We start from the raw sequence: 16,546 nt of genomic DNA, 5'->3' as shown, positions 1-16,546 counted from the left end.
TCTCCGCCCCCGTCCCCGGGGGCGGGCCACACCACCCCCCCCCCCCCCCCCCCCGGGGGGGGGGGGGGGGGCGCCCCCCCCCCCACCCCCCACCACGCATCGGCAACCGCGGGTGTGCGTGGCAACCTGCGGCGCAATCCGGACCACAGACCACCACGCGCCGCCACCCACGGACTGCGTGGTGACCCGTGGCGCAATCCGGACCACAGACCACCACGCGCCGCCACCCACGGACTGCGTGGGTGACCCGTGGCGCAATCCGGACCACAGACCACCACGCATCGGCAACCGCGGGTGTGCGTGGCAACCTGCGGCGCAATCCGGGCCTGAAGGCACCGCACATCGTCGGCAGCGGGAGTGCGTGGCGACCTGTGGCGTATTCCGGACCACAGGCATCCACATGTCGCTGGCTGCGGGTTGTGTGGTGACCGGCGGCGGATCTGCGTCGACTGAGCGCTCGGACTGGTCGAATCCGGCCCCACATGCGGCATGATCAGTGGCCCTGGATCGGCGAACGCGCTGCAGGCGGGCGGGCGCGGCAACGCCCCGCCCGCCCGCAGCGTTTCCGGGACACTCGGGTGGAAGCGTCCCGGTGGGACCGCACTCCGGCCAGGCGGTCCGGATCGACCACGCTCAGGGCGGTGAGCGTGGCCACGCCTTGCCAGGCAGTGTGCGCGCCGCTTGTTACGGAAAGCCACCCCTGCCACAGCGGACAAATAACTCAAAAGCCCCCTGAATCCGCATTTCTCCTGCGAAGATCAACTCCGTTGACGTGATCTACAGCGGGGGTTTGCCGTGCGCAACGAGGAGAGCCGGAGCACGCCGGTCATCAGCAGGCCGGTGCCGCGACCGGTAACCAGAGGGCCACAGCCGGCCCGCCTCCCCGTCGCCGAACCCGGCCAGACCGGCACGCTCCCCCTGGAACTCGTCCGCCGCGACATTGCCGGCGACCACCCCGGCGTCCCGCTGATGCTGCGAATCCGGGTACTTGACACATTCGACGGTGCCCCGGTCGCGGCGGCCGTTGTCGATCTCCGGCACCGGGAGCCCGACGGCGACGGCGAACTCCGCGGCGCTCAGGTCACCGACCCCGAGGGCTACGCCGAGTTCCGCACCGTCCACCCCGGCCGCGAACCCGGAAAGCCCGTCCAGATCACCACCTCGGTCCACGTGGGCGGCTACCTCGCCGGCGGCCGAACCGTCACCTACTCCGGCCCTCTTTACATCCCGGAACAGATCGCCGGCCAGGTGGCCGCCGGCCTGGCCCCCGTCGAGGACCCCCAGCCCACCGCCGGCGGACTGCTCAACGTGGTCCCTCGAGACCGGTTCGACCTGTCCGCCGGACTGCTCGCCACAATCACCGTGACCGTCGGCGACGAGATCACCGCCGACCGGGCGTCCTGGTGACTGACCGCCGCCCGCAGACGATTCTCTGGTCGCTCTCGAAGGCACGGTGATCAGCCCCGCAGGTAGGCGAGAACGGCGCGGACCCGGCGGTGGTCGTCGCTGTCCGGCGGCAGTTCGAGTTTGGCGAGCAGGCTGTTGATGTGTTTGGCGACCATGGCCTCGGTGACGACGAGTTCCCGGGCGATGCCGGTGTTCGAGCGTCCCTCGGCCATCAGCGCCAGGACCTCGCGCTCGCGGGCGGTGAGCCGGTGCAGCGGGTCACGACGCCGGCCCAGCAACTGCCGGACGACCTCCTGGTCGACCACGGTGCGCCCGGCCGCCACCCGCTCGAGCGCGTCGACGAACTCGGCGACCTCACCGATGCGGTCCTTCAGCAGGTACCCGACGCCCGCCTCGTATCCGGAATCGATCAGCTCGGCGGCGTAGGTCTGCTCCACATACTGGCTGAGCACCAGAACCGGAAGCTTCGGATCGGCCTTCCGCATCTCGATGGCGGCCTGGAGACCCTCGTCGCTGAACCCGGGTGGCATCCGCACGTCGGTGACGACCACGTCCGGCCGGTGCTCGGCAACCGCCGCACGCAGGGCGACGGCATCCCCGACCGCAGCGACCACCTCGTGCCCGAACCGCCGCAGCATGCCGGCCACCCCTTCCCGAACGATCACGCCATCCTCAGCGATGACCACTCTCATGCAGCCGCCTCCGGCACGATCACGCCACCGCCCACGATGACCACCCTCATCCGGCCGCCTCCCGCCCGTCCACGCCGTCCCCCACGATGGCCACCCTCATCCGGCCGCCTCCCGCCCGATCACGCCGCCCCCTCGATGACCACCCTCATCCGGCCGCCTCCCGCCCGATCACGCCGCCCCCCTCGATGACCACCCTCATCCGGCCGCCTCCCGATCACGCCTTCCCAAGATGGCCACCCTCATCCGGTCGGCTCCGGCACCGGGATCTCCACGCGCAGCAGCGTTGGGCCGCCGGCCGGACTCGACAGGTTTACCGTTCCGTCGAGGACCGCAACCCGGTCGGCGAGCCCCATCAGACCGGAACCGGCTGCCGGGTCGGCGCCGCCCCGCCCGTCGTCGTGGACCCGCACGATCAGGCGCCGGCCGGTCAGGAATGCCTCGACCCCCGCCCGCTCGGCGCCGGCGTGCTTGGCCACGTTGGTCAGCGCCTCGGACACCACGAAGTAGGCGGTCACCTCGACCGCCGACGGCAGCCGCCCGGGTAGGCGCAGGTCGAGGTCGACGGGCAACGGTGCGACGGATGCGACCTCCCCCACGGCCGCGGCCAGGCCGCGATCGGTCAGGACCTTCGGATGGACGCCCCGGATCAGCTCCCGCAGATCAGTGAGTGCCTGCTTGGCGAGCAGGTGTGCCGCGGCGAGCGGCTCGGCCCCGGGCGCGTCGGCCGGAACCTCCAGACGGGCCATGCCGAGCTGCATGCTGAGCGCGACGAGCCGCTGCTGAGCACCGTCGTGCAGGTCGCGCTCGATGCGCCGGCGCTCCACCTCGAAGGCGTCGACGAGCCGCGCCCGCGAACGGGTCAGCTCTCTCAGCCGCGCCTCGTCGGGCGGTGTCAGCATGGCCCTGGCCATCGCCGCGCGCGCACCCGCCCAGGCGATCACCGGGTAGATCAGGATCGGCCCGAGCAGCAGCCCGGCCAGTGTGGCCGGCAGGGTGGACGAGAGCGGCTCGTCGGCGATGGTCCACGGTGCGCCGATCGAGATCAGCAGTGTGTAGGCCACGCCGACCAGGACCAGCAGGTCCATCCAGCTCAGCATCGCCGCCGCGAGCGCCGCGTAGAACAGCTCTCGCCAGGTCGCCTCCTCCCGCAACCGCAGGGTGACCCAGGCCCGCAGGCCGGCCCGCGGAGGCGGCAGGTGCGGGTCGGGCAGCTCGTCGTGGTCGACCAGGCGGAGCCGGCGCCGCTCGACACGGGCCACGACGATGCCGGAGAGCAGACACCCCACGTAACCGGCGACGCCGACGACCACCGCGGCCAGCAGGGTGCCGACGACGAGCATGGCGACGACCGCCGCGATGGTCGCCGCACCGAGCAGCGAGCCGCTCGCCAGATAGGCGAGCGAACGCCATGGCCAGGACGAACGCAACAGCTCCGTCGGCCGCAGGGTGAGCGCTTCGAGCGCGTTGCGGGGCTGCATGACCGGCACGCTACCGGGCGGCCGGGCCGGTGTCGGTAGTGCTGGGTTTACCTTCGAGTGTGGACTCCGCGTGACTGTGCCGGGGCCGCCGAGCCGGTTTGCTGGTCGGCATGACGGATCACGCAACACCAGCGGTCGAGCTACGGGCGGCGACCAGGACGTATGGGACCGGCGAGCGCGCGGTGACGGCTCTCGACCGGGTGGACGCCCGGTTCGAGCCGGGCACCTTCACCGCGGTCATGGGCCCGTCCGGGTCGGGCAAGTCCACACTGCTGCACTGCGCGGCAGGGCTGGATCGGCTGTCCGGCGGTGAGGTGGTCATCGACGGCGTGCCGGTCGGTGGCCTGACCGAGCGGGCGCTGACCCGCCTGCGGCGTGCCCGGGTCGGCTTCGTCTTCCAGTCGTTCAATCTGGTTCCGGCGCTGACCGCGGCGCAGAATGTGGCGTTGCCACTGCGCCTGGCCGGGCGCCGTCCAGAGCCGGGCGCGGTGACCACGGTGCTGGCCGAGGTGGGTCTGGCCGGCCGCGAGGAGCACCGGCCGTCCGAGCTCTCCGGTGGCCAGCAGCAGCGGGTGGCGATCGCCCGTGCGCTGGTGTCCCGGCCGGCGGTGCTCTTCGCCGACGAGCCGACCGGAGCGCTCGACGCGGCGTCCGGCACCGCCGTGCTGCGCCTGCTGCGCGAGGCGGTGGACCGTCATCGGCAGACGATCGTGATGGTGACCCACGACCCGCTGGCCGCCGCCACCGCCGACCGGGTGCTGTTCCTGGCCGACGGCCGCGTGTTCGACGAGTTGCCCGGCGCGGCCGGCGCCGAGCGGATCGCCCTGCACATCGCCCACGCCCAGCACACGGTGGTGACCCGGTGAGCGCGGCGTGGGCGATGGTCCGGCACCGGTTCGCGAGTTTCGCCGGCACGTTCGTGGCGGTGTTCCTGGGGGTCGCGGTCGTCGCCGGGTCGGCGGCGCTCCATCTGAGCTCGCAGCCACAGGCGCCGGCCCGCTATGACCTGGCACCAGTGTTGATCACGCCACCCGACCCGGGCACCGGTGACGACCGTGACCGGCGGTCCTGGACCCCGGCACAGGCGACCGCTCTTGCCACCCGGCTGGCTGAACTGGAGGGGGTGACGGCGGCCGTCCCTGATCCATGGTTCTACGTGCAGCGCCTGGAGTCGGGCCGGCCAACCGGCGACGCCCAGGCTGCCCTGCTCGACGGGCACGCCTGGTCGTCCGCGGCCCTCGGCGGCTACCGCCTGACCGACGGCCGCGCCCCAACTGCTCCCGGTGAGGTGGTGATCGGCACCGGTAAGGATCCTCGCGAGATCACCACCGCCATCGCTGCTCCCGACGGGAAGGGAAGCGGCAGCACGACTGGTCCCGGCCAGGAGCGGGCCGGAGGCAGCACGACTGATCCCGGCCAGGAGCGGGCCGGAGGCAGGACAACTGGTTCCGGCCAGGAGCAGGCCGACGGCAGCACAACTGGTCCCGGCCAGGGGCGGGCCGACGGTGGCACGAATTCTGCTCAGGCCGGAAACGGCGACGCGACCACCGGCGCCAGCAGGAGCGGTGACACACCCGAAGCTCGCCGCAGTGAGAATGGTGGCTCGACCAGTGTCCGCGGAGAGTGGCAGGCAGCGGTTGCCGCGGGGTCGGTTACGGTGCTCACCTCGGCCGGGCCGGAGGAGTGGCGGGTCACCGGGACCGTGGACGGTCCTGGGTTCTATGTGGCGGACCGGGAGGCCGCGAGGCGGGCGTCCGGTGTTCGGGTGATCGGGCTGACGGTGAGCGGGGATCCGCAACGGGTGACCGATGCGGCGGCCGCCGTGGTGGCGGCGGAGGGGGTGGTCCGGGCCGGCGCTGAGCGGGACGCGCTGGAGCCGAACTCCGTCACCCGGATCCGTTGGATCGGCGCGCAGTTGCTGATCGCGCTGGTGACGCTGGGCGCGTTCGCGACCGTGTTCGTCGTGTCGTCGACGTGTGCGCTGAGTGCGGCACAACGACGGCGCGAGCTGGGGCTGCTGCGGGCGGTCGGTGCGACGCCGGGGCAGGTGCGGCGGATGATGTATGCCGAGACGGCTCTGATCGCCCTGATCGCCGGGTTGCTGGGCGCGCCCGCCGGGATGACGGCCGCTCCCCTGCTGGCCGGCCCGATGGTCAGCAACGGACTGGAGCCTGCCGGTTTCACCGTGACATGGCAGCCCGCGGCACTGGGCGGGGCGGTCCTGCTCGGGCTGATCGTGGCGCTGGGCGGGGTGACGGCCGCGGCCCGGCGGGCGAGCCGGATCGCTCCCCTCGACGCGCTGCGTGAGGCGTCCGCCGACCCCCGGTCGATGACGCCTACCCGCTGGGTGGTGGGGGTCCTCTGCGGAATCGGCGGCGGGGTTCTGCTGGCCGCGATGCCGTCGCTGCCGCTGGAGACACGCAGCTCGGCGGGGCTGGGCGCCGCGATGCTGCTGCTGTCGGGGGCGGCCTTGTTGTCGCCGGTGCTCATCGTTCCGCTGGTTCGGGTGGTGGCTCGCCCATGGCGGGACACCGCCACCGGAATGCTGGTCCGGGAGGGAACGCTGACCGGGGTTCGCCGGGTCGCGTCGACAGCGGCTCCGGTGCTGGCGACCGTGGGGCTGACCGTGCTGCTCGCCGGGACGGTCGCGACGATCGAGGTGGCAGCCGGCATCGACGAGACCGCCCGTTACCCGGCCGGCAACGTGCTGGTTCCGGACGGCACGCCCGGGCTGTCGGCAGCCGCGGTCACCGCTCAGGGGGCCGAACCGGCGTTCACCACTCGTCTGCTGATCACCCACGGCGACATGACCGCCGGACGGGATGCGACCGGGCGTGGCGACTCCCTGGTGCTCGACCGGCTCAGTGCCGCGGAGCTGGGCGTGCGAGCCGGTGATGGGGTGACGGTCCGGTTCGCCGACGGGGCCGAGGCGCGGCTGCCGGTGCAGGCTGTGGCGGACGAGACCAGCGTTCCGCAGGAGCTGGTCCGGCGGCATGACCCGGATGCTCTGACCAGCATGATCATGCTCGATCGGGAAGCCGTGCCGGTTCCGGGCGCGCAGAGTGTCGCGATCCACGAGTTCGTCATGGCGGAGATCGACGAGGAAGGCCGCCTGATCGACCTGTTCCTGCTGGCGCTGATCGGGCTCTCCGCGGGGTACACCGCCATCGCGGTCGGCAACACGTTGCTGATGGCGACGGCGGCTCGCCACGGCGAGTTCCGGGCGCTTCGGCTCGCCGGGGCCGGGACCGGCCAGGTGCTCCGGGTCGTCGCCGCGGAGGCGCTGCTGGCGGTCGCGGCCGGGGCGGTCCTCGGCGGGCTGGTCGCGGTTGTCTCGCTGGCCGGAGTCCGGGCTGCGGTGGAGGACGAGATCGGCCGCGACATCGACCTGGTCCTGCCATGGGGCGCGACCGCGGCGGTCACCACCGCTTGTGCGGCTCTCGCGGTTCTGGCCGCCGCGTTCCCGATCCTCCGAGGCAGACGCAGCGATTCCTAGACGGCCGGGTGCCAAGGAACGCTCACCCCAGAATGCCCGGCTCGCAGGCACGGCGAAGCACGAACACCGGACCGGCGTGCCGCCCGGGGACGGCGGGATCGGCGGACGGCCGGGAAGTCCGGCTGGTAGCCGCCGGCTGGTCCGTGAAGGTGACGGTCCGATGGTCCGTGAAGGTGACGGCCCGTTGCTCCTTGAAAGTGACGGCCCGATGGTCCGTCAACGTGACGGCCCGCTGGTCAGTGAAAAGTGACGGCCCGACAGTCCGTGGAAGTGACGGCCCGACGGTCCGTGCAAGTGACAGCTGGTCACAGCAACGAGAAGAGGCTTGGCGTGGGACGGTCAGACGGGGCGGGGGGCTGCTGGGCCCCGGCGGCGCTTGGTGGGGCTCGGAGAGAAGCGGTGGGCCGCGGTGAGGGTCCGGGTGGACCAGCGCATCGCGTCCAGGGACAGGCCCGCCAGGTCGCCGGAGCCCCATTCGCCCTCCTCGTAGGCGCGGACCGCCCGCAGGACGTCGCCGAGGCGGCCCGAACCCACGGTGAGGGCGTCGGAGACCTCGGTGGTCAGGGGCAGCTGCTCGGCCATGGCGGCCGGGGTCATGGCCATCAGCCGGGCCATGCCGGTGACCAGGCCGGCCACGAAGGCGGCGCCCGGGTCGGCACGGAAGCGCGGGGCCAGGCTCTCGCACAGACGGGCCTGGGCGAGAGCGGTGAGGAGCTGCTCCTCGGGGGCCTCGGCGACGTCGTCGACGACCATCAGAGTGGCCCAGCGGCGGATCCGGTTGAGGCCGACGAGCATGACCGCCTGCCGGACCGACGAGATGCGGCTGACCACGCCGGCCGCCACCGAGTTGCTGACTCGCAGCACGCGCAGGGCGAGGGCCGGGTCGCTCACGATGATCGAGGTGATCTTCTCGAGCGGCACGTCGGGGGACATCAGGGCGGCGACGAGTTCGAGGCGGCGCAGCCGGGACGGGGACAGGCTGGGGGTGCTGAGGACCTGGGGGCGGCTCAGCGCGTACCCCTGCCGCAGCTCCATGCCGTACCGGTCGGCGATGGCGACCTGTTCCTCGGTCTCGAGGCGTTCGGCGACCAGCTCGATGCCGGGATATTCGCGGCACGCCGCGACGATCTCGTCGAGGCGGCTGAGGTCGCCGTCGAGGAGGTCGAGTTTGACGTACGACGCGAGGCCGAGGAGCTGCTCGTGACCGGAGCCCCAGACGAAGTCGTCGAGTGCGATCTTGTATCCGGCCTCACGAAGGGCGGTGAGCCCGGTGATCACCTCGTCGTCGACATGGACCGTCTCCAGCACCTCGAGCACCACCTGTTCGGGGCCGAACGGCAACGGGAGCCGCCCGGTCACGAACTCACGGGTGAGGTTGATGAAGCACGGCCGGTTGCCGGCCACTTCGGCGATACCGAACTCGGTGAAAGCGTTCACCATGACGGCGCTGGTGGCGTATGTGTCCTGCCGCCCTGACGCGACGTCGTCCATACGGCCACGGAACAGCAGTTCGTAAGCCACGACGACGCCCTGGACGTCGAAGATCGGCTGACGTCCCACGTGTACCGCATCCAACACCGGGATTCCCACGCCGGTGCATTCGGCAGACAAGCAGCCGACCTAAAGAAAGACGCGATGAAACAAAGGCGAAACGGAGCCTTCCACCGGCGCCGCCACGCATGTTGGGATGAGACAGCCGTCACAACTCATCGGTAAGAAGGGTTCCACCACATGCTCAACCTCTCCGTGCTTCTGGAGGACAGCGCCCGTAACCACCCGGAGCGCGCCGCTGTGGTGCTCGGCCCGCAGCGTCTGACATACGCGCAGGTGAACGCAGCGGCGAATCAGGTGGCCGGACTCCTCCGGTCGCGTGGCATCCAGCCTGGTGACAAGGTCGCGCTGACCTGCCCGAACCTTCCGTACTTCCCGATCGTCTATTACGGCATCCTCAAGGCCGGCGCGGTCGTGGTGCCGCTGAACGTCCTGCTCAAGGGCCGCGAGATCGCCTATCACCTGCGTGACTCCGGCGCGAAGGCGTACTTCTGCTTCCAGGGCACTCCGGAGCTGCCGATGGGCGCCGAGGGTTTCGCCGGTTTCAACGAGGTCGACAGCACCGAGCACTTCTTCCTGATCACCGCGGACCCGGCGGCAGCGTCGCCGATCGAGGGCGCGGAGACGATGGGCGCGGGGCTGGCCGGGCAGTCGCCGGTCTTCGAGACGGTGCAGCGGTCGGAGACCGACGCCGCGGTGATCCTGTACACCAGCGGAACCACCGGTCAGGCCAAGGGCGCCGAACTGTCCCACTCGAACCTGGTGCTGAACGCGCTGACCTGCAACCGGCTGTTCGGCACGCAGCCGGCCACCGACACGCATCTGCTGGTGCTGCCGTTGTTCCACTCCTTCGGCTCGACGGTGAACATGAACGCCGGTTTCTCCACGGCGTCGACGCTGGTGCTGCTGCCCCGTTTCGACCCGGATGCGGCGGTTCAGCTGCTCCAGAGTGAGAACGTCACGTTCTTCGCGGGTGTGCCGACGATGTACTGGGGGCTGCTCAACGCGCTGAAGGAGGGCGTGGACGTCGAGCGGATCGCGGCGAACATGCGGATCGCGGTGTCCGGCGGCTCCAGCCTGCCGGTGGAGATCATCAAGGCGGTCAAGGAGCGGTTCGGCGTCACCATCCTGGAGGGGTACGGCCTGTCCGAGACCTCCCCGGTCGCGACGTTCAGTGCCCCGGGTCACGAGCCACGTCCCGGTTCGATCGGCATCCCGATCTGGGGTGTCGAGGTGAAGCTGATCGACGCGGACTGGAACAGCGTCGACAACCCGGACGAGATCGGCGAGATCGCGATCCGCGGCCACAACATCTTCCGCGGCTACATCGGCCGGCCGGAGGCGACCGCCGAGGTGATGCGGGACGGCTGGTTCCGCACCGGTGACCTGGCCCGCCGGGACAAGGACGGCTGGTACTACATCGTCGACCGGGCCAAGGACATGATCATCCGGGGTGGTTTCAACGTCTACCCGCGGGAGATCGAGGAGGTCCTGCTCACCCACGAGGCGGTGTCGCTGTCCGCGGTGATCGGCGTGCCGCACGAGAGCCACGGCGAGGAGATCAAGGCGTTCGTGATCCTGAAGCCGGGCGCCACGGCCACCGAGGAGGAACTGGTGGCCTGGGGCCGGGAACAGATGGCCGCCTACAAGTACCCTCGGGTCGTCAAGATCGTCGAGTCGCTGCCGATGACGGCGACCGGCAAACTGCTCAAGCGCGAGCTGAGCTGATCGACTCCGCGAGACGAGGCGTCCGGCGGTCCCCGCCGGGCGCCTCGTTCAGCAGCGGCGAGGTGGCGGGAATCGCCGTGGCGGGCCGGCGGGAAGCTTGCGCCGATAACGCACAGTGGACGTGCGATCCCACAGCGAGAGGCGACACAGCGTGACAGCAGTTCAGGCGCCACCACGTGCGGCGTTGACCCGCCTCGCAGGGCTACGGCACACCTCGCCCGGCCGCCTTCAGTTGCTGCTCGCCGTCCTGCTCGTCCTGGCCACCCTGACCGGCCTCGTCGCCGGGCTGACCGCCAGCTCGGCCGCGACCGGCACCGCCGATCTGCGTGATCGCGCCCAGCCGCTGCTCGCCGAGGCGGAGACCGTCTGGTCGTCGCTCGCCGACGCCGACGCCACCGCGGCCCAGGCGTTCATCACTGGGGGGCTGGAGCCCCCGCAGCTGACCCGCCGCTACGACGAGAAGCTCGCCGCCGCCGCGACCGCCCTGACCTCGGCTGCCCGCCGGGTGCCGGAGGGCAGCAAGGGCGCCGAGGCGATCCGGAGCATCTCGACCGGTCTCGGCGACTACACGGCGCTGGTCGCCACCGCGCGGGCCCTCAACCGGCAGGGCAAGCCGGTCGGCGCGTCCTACCTGTCGACCGCCTCGCAGCTCAACCGGGAGACATTGCAGCCGCAGGCACAGGCGCTGTTCCAGCAGGCCCGGCGGGAGGCCGCCGACGGTTACACCGACTCGCGCAGCTCCTGGTGGCTGATGCTGCTGCTGGTCCTGGGGGTGGTCCTGGGGGCGGCGCTGATCGCAGCGCAAGCGCACCTGAGCCGGACCACCCATCGCACGTTCAACGTGCCGCTGCTGACCGCGACCGGGCTGACCGTGCTGCTGGCCCTGGTCTGCACCGGGGTCTTCGCGCACCAGCAGGCCCGGCTGACCAGCGCCGACCGCGACGGCTCGGCGCCCGCGGAGGCGCTGGCCGAGGCTCGGAACCTGGTGTTGCGGGAGCGGGCCGACGAGGCGCTCACCCTGGCCGCGCGGGCCGGAAAGGGCCCGCTGGAGAAGGACTTCGCGCAGTTGCGGGAACAGTTCGTGGTGTCCGGGCCGGAGTTCGACGACGTGGCCGGGCTGATGACGAAAGCCGCGCAACAGCACGACGCCTACCTGGCGATTCATGACGAGATCCGCAAACTGGACGACAACGGCGACTACGAGGGCGCGGTGAAGCTGGCCGTCAGCGAGGGGACGGCGACGACGTTCGACGGGTTGACCACGGTTCTGGGCGAGGCGATCGCCGATCGGCGGGCTGCGTTCGACGACGAGGTCCGCTCGGCGGGGCGTGGGCTGGGCGCGCTGACCGTCCTCGGCCCGCTGCTGGCACTGGCGATCGCGGTGTTCGCGATGATGGGACTGCGAGCCAGGCTGGAGGAGTACAGGTGAGCGGCAGCGAGACTCCCGGCCAGGACAGCGGAATGCGGGCCCACGAAATGCACGACCGCGAAGTGCAGGCCCACGGAATGCAGGACCGCGAAGTGCCAGACCGCGAAGTGCCAGACCGCGAAGTGCCAGACCGCGAAGTGCCAGACCGCGAAGTGCCAGACCGCGAAGTGCCAGACCGCGAAGTGCAGGGCCGCGGCGCACAAGGCCGCGGTGCACAAGGCGAGGGCAGGACAGCGGGCCGGGTAGGAAGGGCGCCGGTGATCCGTACCGTAATGGCTCTTGCCCTCGCCGTGACCGGGCTGGCCGCCTGCACCGACGCCGGACCGGAGACGACGGCGAAGCCGGAGGCCAGCGCGACGCCGTCGGCGAGCGTGCCGGCGACCGCGACCGCGCCGTCCTGCGATGCGCGGGCGAGCTTCCGGCCGACGAAGGGCACCCAGATCACGGCCGGCAGCCACATGCAGACGATCAAGGACCGGGGCCGGCTGATCCTGGGCACCAATCAGGGCAATGTGCTGTTCAGTTCGCGTGATCCGTTCACCGCGAAGATCGAGGGTTTCGACGTGGACATGGGCCGCGAGATCGCGCGGGCGATCTTCGGCGACCCGGATCGTCTGGAGATCCGGGTGGTGGCGAACGCCGACCGGATGGACCGGGTCGCCGACGGCACCGTCGACCTGGTGATCAGCACGATGACCACCAACTGCGCACGCTGGGAGAAGGTCGACTTCTCCACCGTCTACTACGAGTCGGGGCAGCGGGTGCTGGTCGGCAAGGACTCGCCGGTGCAGAAGATCGAGGATCTGGGCGGCCGGCCGGTCTGTGCGGTGTCCGGTTCGACGTCGCTGGACAATCTGGCGAAGGTCGACCCGCCGCCGGTCCGGGTGACCCGGGCCGACTACGGGTCGTGCCTGGTCGCGTTCCAGCAGGGCGAGGCGGAGGCGGTCTCCACCGACGACACCATCCTGGCCGGGCTGGCGGCGCAGGATCCGTACGCGAAGGTGGTCGGCCCGAGGTTCACCGAGGAGCCGTACGGGATCGCGATCGCCAAGGACCATCGGGAGTTCACCGAGTACGTCAACGCGGTGCTGGAGCGGATGCGCTCCGACGGCACCTGGGCGAAGGTCTACGACCGCTGGCTGGGCGCCTCCGGCCCGGCCCCGCAACCGCCCGCGGCACGCTACATGCAATGCCCGCCGGCCGGAGCCGATCCACGGTGCCCGCGATGACGACGCATGCCGCCGAGACCGAGCCGGCACGGTGCCGATGATGACGATGCTTGCCGCCGAGACCGAGTTGGCGCGCCTGGAGAAGGCGGTCGCCGCAATCGCCGCGAACCTGGTCGAACTGGACCAGAACCCGGACCGTCAACAGCTGGGCCGGATCCAGCTGACCGGCCGGACCGCGACCGCGTGGGCCGACGCCGGCGACGCCCTGGCCCGGCTCTGGCAGGGCCACCGGCAGCTCGGCGAGGTGATCGACCGGGCGCGGGCGCTGCGTTCGCAGCGGCGGATGAGCGACGCCGACCGGGCCGCGTTCCAGCACGAGGTGCTGGGCAGCTCGATCACCCTGTCGACGGCGACGGTTCCGCTGGCGCAGCGCGGGCTCCTCGGCTCCGGCCAGGTGACCTCCACCAGCACTCCGGCGGAGTTGCTGGCCGCGATGGAGGCGGCGTTCGCGACGGCGGTCGCGGTGGTCACGAGCGCCGGCGACGCGTGGCGGCGGGCGACCCCGGCCGCCGCCGAGGCCGCCGACGCGCTGCTGCACGTGCGGGACCTGACCCGGCAGACCGCCGGCGGGCTGGCCGCCGAGACGTTCCGGCTGCTCGACGAGGCGGACCGGCTGCTCGGCGATCTGACCGGCACGCTGCTGTCGGATCCGCTGGGCGCGGACGTATCAGGCCTGGACCGGGTGCGCACGCTGATCGCCCGGGCGGACGCGGAGCGGACCTCCGCGGCCGAGCTGCGGGCCTCGCTGTCGCAGCGGCTGCGCGACGCCCGGTCGGTCGTCGCCGAGATCGAGGCGGCCCAGACGTCCGCGGACGCCTCCCGCGACGCGGTCGCCGGGCGTTTCCCACCAGACAAGATCATTACGGTACGGGGTACCGACCCGCGCCCGGAGCTCGCGGCGATCGACGCGCTCGCAGCCGCCGGGCACTGGGCGCTGATCAGCCCCCGTCTGTCGGCCTGGAACCGGCAGGCCCGGGAACGGCTGGCCGCGCTGCGGTCGGCGCAGGCCCACCACACCGGCCTGCTCGCCGAGCGCAACGAGCTGCGTGGCCGCCTGGACGCCTTCCGGGCCAAGGCGCTGAGCCGTGGGCTCGGCGAGGACCCGGTGCTCAGCCCGCTCGCCGAGACAGCACGTGACACCCTGCATCACGCGCCCTGTGATCTCGCGGCGGCGCGGGCCGCAGTCGAGAAGTACCAGGATGCCCTCTCCGCCACCATCGCCGCCCGGGAGGCCCGATGACCTGCCAGCGACCCAACTGTTCCGGCACGATCGAGGACGGCTACTGCAACGAGTGCGGTCTGGCGCCGGTAGCCGCGCCCACTCCGGTTCCGGCGACCCCGGTCGCGGCCCCCGTCTCCGGCGGGTGTGCGCGTGCCGGCTGCGACGGGACCATCGAGGACGGGTACTGCGACACGTGCGGGCTGGCCCCGGTGGGCGGCGCGCCGGCGGCGCCCGCGCCACGTCAGGGCACCGCCGCCTCGACCCGCAGCACCAGCGCGCTGTCCACCCGTACCAGAGGAAGTGGCCGGACCTCCGGAAGCTCCCGGACCGGATCGGCTCGCCGGTTCGGTGGCGGCCTGGTGGAGATCGCGCCGATCCGCACCGCGGATCCGGCGACCGCGGTGATGTCCGTGGCCGAGGTGCCGGAGTCGAAGCGGTATTGCGCGAAGTGCGGCAAACCGGTCGGCCGGGCCCGCGGCGACCGCCCGGCCCGCTCGTCGGGTTTCTGCGCCAACTGTGGCGAGGCGTTCAACTTCACCCCGAAACTGGCCAAGGGCGACCTGGTGGCCGGGCAGTACGAGGTGGTCGGCCCGCTCGCGCACGGCGGCCTGGGCTGGGTCTACCTGGCCGTCGACAAGAACGTGTCGGACCGCTGGGTGGTGCTCAAGGGCCTGCTCAACTCCGGTGACGAGGACGCGCTGGCGGCCGCGGTGGCCGAGCGGCGGTTCCTGGCCGAGGTCGAGCACCCGAACATCGTCAAGATCTACAACTTCGTCGAGCACGACGGCGCCGGCTACATCGTGATGGAGTACGTCGGCGGCAAGTCGCTCAAGGATCTGCTCAAGGAGCGCCGCGACAAGGGCGTGGTCGACCCGCTGCCGGTCGACCAGGCGCTCGCCTTCGTGCTGGAGATCATGCCGGCGTTCGGCTACCTGCACGACCGTGGCCTGATCTTCTGCGACTTCAAGCCGGACAACGTGATCCAGTCCGGCGACCAGATGAAGCTGATCGACCTGGGCGGCGTGGTGCACGTCGACGACCAGGAGGCGGCGATCTACGGCACGGTCGGCTACCAGGCGCCGGAGATGGCCACCGACGGCCCGTCCGCGCAGTCCGACCTCTACACCATCGGCCGTACGCTGGCCGTGCTCACCACCGACTTCCGCGGCTATCAGAGCACGTTCGCGCACAGCCTGCCGGACCGTGGCGAGTTCGACGTCTACCGCAAGCACGAGAGCTTCTACCGGCTGCTGCGGCAGGCCACCCACACCGAACCGGACCAGCGGTTCGCCGACGCCGCCGAGATGGCCGAGCAGATGCTGGGCGTGCTGCGGCAGGTCCTGGCCGAGGGCGGCACGCCGCATCCGGCGATCTCCCGGCAGTTCACCGGGGAGCTGCGCACCGACCTGCGCGACGACCGGGCCCGCTGGCAGGACCTGCCGATGCCGCTGGTCGACCTGGGCGACCCGGCGGCCGGCATGATCGCGTCGATCACCGCCGCCGACCCGGCCACCGTGCTGGCCCAGCTGGCGACCGCCCCGCAGGACTCGCCCGAGGTGGGCCTGCGGCAGATGCGGGCGCACATCGACCGGGGTGACGCCGAGTCGGCGGCGGCGGTCCGCGACACGATGGACCCGGACTGGCGGGTGGACTGGTACGACGGCCTGCTCGCGCTCTCCACCGGCGACCACGGCCGGGCCCGGCAACGGTTCGACGCGGTGTGGTCGGCGCTGCCCGGCGAGCTGGCCCCGCAGCTGGCTCTCGGGTTCACCGCCGAGCTGGCCGGGGATGCGGCGGCCGCGTGCGGGTACTACGACGTGGTCAGCCGCACCGATCCGGCGTACACGACGGCGGCCGCCGGGCTGGCCCGCTGCCGGCTGGCGAGCGGGGACCGGGCCGGGGCGGTGGAGGCGTACAACCGGGTGCCCGGGACCTCCTCGGCGTACCCGATCTCGCAGGTCGGCGCGATCCGGGCGCTGGTCCGGTCGCACCGGGAGGCGGTCGTCGACGTCGGCTCGCTGACCACCGCGGCCGGCCTGATCTCGCGGCTGGAGGTGGAGGCGGCGCAACTGGCCACCCTCCGGGCCGAACTGCTCGAGCAGGTGCTGCGTACTCTCGGCGGCGGCGCCAAGATCGCCGGGGCCGATCTGGCCACGGTGATCGGCGGCGAACCGGCCGAGCGGCAGCCGGAACGGGACGTGCGGTTCGCGCTGGAGTCGGCGTACCGGGAGATGGCCCGGGCGACGCACGGCACGGAGAAGATCCGCCTGGTGGACCTGGCGAACGCGGTACGGCCGCGGACGCGTACGTGAGA

12 protein-coding genes are annotated in these 16,546 nt (G+C 71.8%); 8 read left to right on the top strand and 4 right to left on the bottom strand.

The features are described 5' to 3' along the window. Positions 1 to 777: 777 nt before the first annotated feature. On the bottom strand, positions 778 to 1,170 hold the full coding sequence (locus AB0E94_RS33000) for a hypothetical protein (RefSeq protein WP_360334432.1): 393 nt from the start codon (positions 1,168 to 1,170) through the stop codon (positions 778 to 780). On the opposite strand from AB0E94_RS33000, the gene AB0E94_RS32995 reads away from it, so the two are divergent. Further along, positions 1,171 to 1,407: a hypothetical protein gene (locus AB0E94_RS32995; protein ID WP_360334429.1), complete on the top strand. Its 237-nt coding sequence runs from the start codon at positions 1,171 to 1,173 to the stop codon at positions 1,405 to 1,407. It abuts the gene before it with no gap. Between the two features lie 50 nt (positions 1,408 to 1,457). Here AB0E94_RS32995 and AB0E94_RS32990 read toward each other — a convergent pair whose 3' ends face one another. Both AB0E94_RS32990 and AB0E94_RS32985 read right to left on the bottom strand, forming a co-directional pair. Next, positions 1,458 to 2,099: a response regulator transcription factor gene (locus tag AB0E94_RS32990; protein ID WP_360334426.1), complete on the bottom strand. Its 642-nt coding sequence runs from the start codon at positions 2,097 to 2,099 to the stop codon at positions 1,458 to 1,460. 239 nt (positions 2,100 to 2,338) lie between these two features. Further along, positions 2,339 to 3,577 carry a sensor domain-containing protein gene (locus tag AB0E94_RS32985; RefSeq protein WP_360334423.1) on the bottom strand — a complete coding sequence of 413 codons (1,239 nt, stop codon included), beginning with the start codon at positions 3,575 to 3,577 and terminating at the stop codon, positions 2,339 to 2,341. Positions 3,578 to 3,687: 110 nt separating this feature from the next. Between AB0E94_RS32985 and AB0E94_RS32980 the strand changes: the two genes are divergently transcribed. Both AB0E94_RS32980 and AB0E94_RS32975 read left to right on the top strand, forming a co-directional pair. Beyond that, complete coding sequence (locus AB0E94_RS32980) at positions 3,688 to 4,443, top strand: ABC transporter ATP-binding protein (RefSeq protein WP_360334420.1); 756 nt, start codon at positions 3,688 to 3,690, stop codon at positions 4,441 to 4,443. Then, positions 4,440 to 7,073: an FtsX-like permease family protein gene (locus tag AB0E94_RS32975; protein ID WP_360334417.1), complete on the top strand. Its 2,634-nt coding sequence runs from the start codon at positions 4,440 to 4,442 to the stop codon at positions 7,071 to 7,073. The genes AB0E94_RS32980 and AB0E94_RS32975 overlap by 4 nt, the downstream gene beginning before the upstream one ends. A gap of 339 nt (positions 7,074 to 7,412) precedes the next feature. On the opposite strand, the gene AB0E94_RS32970 is transcribed toward AB0E94_RS32975, so the two are convergent. Next, the gene (locus AB0E94_RS32970) at positions 7,413 to 8,633 is read right to left on the bottom strand and encodes an HDOD domain-containing protein (RefSeq protein ID WP_360334414.1); all 1,221 of its coding nucleotides are present in this window, start codon (positions 8,631 to 8,633) and stop codon (positions 7,413 to 7,415) included. 171 nt (positions 8,634 to 8,804) lie between these two features. Between AB0E94_RS32970 and AB0E94_RS32965 the strand changes: the two genes are divergently transcribed. The 5 genes from AB0E94_RS32965 (at position 8,805) to AB0E94_RS32945 (ending at position 16,544) form a co-directional block, all read left to right on the top strand. Beyond that, positions 8,805 to 10,352: a long-chain fatty acid--CoA ligase gene (locus AB0E94_RS32965; protein ID WP_360334412.1), complete on the top strand. Its 1,548-nt coding sequence runs from the start codon at positions 8,805 to 8,807 to the stop codon at positions 10,350 to 10,352. A gap of 184 nt (positions 10,353 to 10,536) precedes the next feature. After that, positions 10,537 to 11,781: a hypothetical protein gene (locus AB0E94_RS32960; RefSeq protein WP_360334409.1), complete on the top strand. Its 1,245-nt coding sequence runs from the start codon at positions 10,537 to 10,539 to the stop codon at positions 11,779 to 11,781. Positions 11,782 to 12,038: 257 nt separating this feature from the next. Continuing rightward, on the top strand, positions 12,039 to 13,010 hold the full coding sequence (locus AB0E94_RS32955; protein ID WP_360334406.1) for a glutamate ABC transporter substrate-binding protein: 972 nt from the start codon (positions 12,039 to 12,041) through the stop codon (positions 13,008 to 13,010). A gap of 40 nt (positions 13,011 to 13,050) precedes the next feature. After that, positions 13,051 to 14,250, top strand: coding sequence for a hypothetical protein (locus AB0E94_RS32950; protein WP_360334403.1), 1,200 nt, complete (start codon positions 13,051 to 13,053; stop codon positions 14,248 to 14,250). Next, on the top strand, positions 14,247 to 16,544 hold the full coding sequence (locus tag AB0E94_RS32945) for a tetratricopeptide repeat protein (protein ID WP_360334401.1): 2,298 nt from the start codon (positions 14,247 to 14,249) through the stop codon (positions 16,542 to 16,544). The genes AB0E94_RS32950 and AB0E94_RS32945 overlap by 4 nt, the downstream gene beginning before the upstream one ends. The last annotated feature ends 2 nt before the right edge of the window (positions 16,545 to 16,546 follow it).

Source organism: Actinoplanes sp. NPDC026670, assembly GCF_040638175.1.
In the GTDB taxonomy this organism is placed as follows: domain Bacteria; phylum Actinomycetota; class Actinomycetes; order Mycobacteriales; family Micromonosporaceae; genus Actinoplanes.
The sequence above is the reverse complement of the archived record's forward strand: the minus strand, read 5'-3'. Positions and strand labels throughout refer to the sequence as shown.

Excerpts from the sequence above, each read along its gene's own strand:
- AB0E94_RS32945 (WP_360334401.1), top strand. The coding sequence starts at position 14,247 with ATGACCTGCCAGCGACCCAACTGTTCCGGCACGATCGAGGACGGCTAC.
- AB0E94_RS32985 (WP_360334423.1), bottom strand. The coding sequence starts at position 3,577 with ATGCAGCCCCGCAACGCGCTCGAAGCGCTCACCCTGCGGCCGACGGAG.
- AB0E94_RS32950 (WP_360334403.1), top strand. The coding sequence starts at position 13,051 with ATGACGATGCTTGCCGCCGAGACCGAGTTGGCGCGCCTGGAGAAGGCG.
- AB0E94_RS32980 (WP_360334420.1), top strand. The coding sequence starts at position 3,688 with ATGACGGATCACGCAACACCAGCGGTCGAGCTACGGGCGGCGACCAGG.
- AB0E94_RS32990 (WP_360334426.1), bottom strand. The coding sequence starts at position 2,099 with ATGAGAGTGGTCATCGCTGAGGATGGCGTGATCGTTCGGGAAGGGGTG.
- AB0E94_RS32965 (WP_360334412.1), top strand. The coding sequence starts at position 8,805 with ATGCTCAACCTCTCCGTGCTTCTGGAGGACAGCGCCCGTAACCACCCG.